At 75.7% G+C, this 1619-nt stretch carries 1 protein-coding gene; it reads left to right on the plus strand.

The window, feature by feature from the left end; translation table 11 throughout:
* Window positions 1-1619: lonely Cys domain-containing protein (locus tag B9S61_RS39565; protein ID WP_181007750.1), on the plus strand; the 1619-nt coding region annotated here is incomplete at both ends.

Raw genomic sequence — 1619 nt, forward strand, 5'->3', positions numbered from 1 at the left:
CGGGTCCGAGCCCGGGTCCGAGCCCGGGTCCGAGCCCGGGTCCGAGCCCGGGTCCGAGCCCGAGCCCGGGCCCGGACCGGCCCAGGCGACCGAGGCGCTGTACGACCGGCTGCTGACGGACGTGTTCGGTCCCGCGATCGGGACGAACCCCCTCCACCCCGCCCTCCGCGACACCCTCGCGCACCTCGACCAGCTCCGGCAGGCCGTTCCCGCGCTCCGCGACGGCCCGCTCGACGTGGACGCCCTGACCCGCCGGGTGCTGCTCCTGGACAGTGCCCATCCGGTGACCGACGCGCAGCGCGGCGAGCTGTTCCGGGTGGCGATGGCCCCGGAGGTGGAGTCGGCGGGCAGCCTGGCCGCCCTGGCCGCCTCCCACCTGGAACTCCGCGGTGTCCTGTCCTCCACCCGGGCGCTGACCGACGACGACGGCGGCATATGGGGCCGCAACTGGACGAACGCCGCGATCCCCGGCCTCGACCTCACCGAGGTGGGGAAGGTGGTCCGGCAGCCCGACGGCACCCTGGGGCGCGGCGACGTACGGTCCGCGCCCTGGCACCGGCCCGGTGAGCCGAAGCCGTACGTCGTCATGGCGGAGGGCGACCACCGGCGGATCGTCGTACGCGGCCACGACGGTGCCCCGCGCCAGGTGCCGGTCGACGTGTTCGCCGAACTGCTGGCCCGCGACCCCCGGCTGGCCGGGCTGCCCCCGGGCACCCCCGTGGTGCTGCTCGTCCCCGACGCCGGTGCCCGCGGCCTGGACCTGCCGCGCCGGGCGGCGGACCGGGCCGGCAGGGAGGTCTGGTCGGCCAACGGCACCGTGAAGGTGTCCCCGCAGCGGGACCCGTCGCGGCCCCACGTCGTCTCCCTGCTGTTCGGGGAGGGGCTGACGCGCGCCGACTGGATCCGCAGTACCCCCGGCCAGGTGCTCGACCCGGCGGAGCGCGAGAACGCCGCGGAGTGGGAGCGCGCGACGCTGTCGCACAGCGTCGTCGGCGACGGGGGCGTGACCATCGGCAGAGGCGTCTTCGAGGACTCCGAGGCGCCGCGCCGTATCGCGGCACTGAGACTCGCGACGGAGTCGTCGGAACTGTGGCACTACAACCCGGTCACCAAGGAGGCGGTCAAGGCCGACGAGCCGGTTCCTTTCGCCGGCAAACCGGTGTACGTCTTCAGCGCCCACGCCCGGCCGGGCGCGACCCGGGTACCGACCACGACGGACCCGAGGCACCACACCCACCAGCGGGAGACCGGCGCGATGCTCAGGCGGCGTCCGAGCCTGGCCGGGCTTCCCAGGGACCACGCCGTGCTGATGGAGGCCTGCTCGAGCGCCCGGCCGCCGGGTGTGGTCCGTACCCGCCGGGGCATCGACGACACCTTCGTCCCCGACCCGCTGGCGGTCGTCAGCGAGAGCCAGCACGTCGCCAACGAGACCGGGCGCACGGCGTACGGCGGCACCCACATGGTCAGCTTCGCGACGCTGCCGGACGGGACGTTCGTCCACCGCCTCTACACGGACTCGCGGGGGCGGCGGGGGCAGTGGGTCGAGCACCGGCCCGAACCCGCCGGCGAGCCGCTCGACGACCGCGCCCGCGCGGCGGGCCTGCACACGGACCCCGAGC

This window comes from Streptomyces sp. SM1 (genome assembly GCF_002910825.1).
Lineage (GTDB): Bacteria > Actinomycetota > Actinomycetes > Streptomycetales > Streptomycetaceae > Streptomyces > Streptomyces okerensis.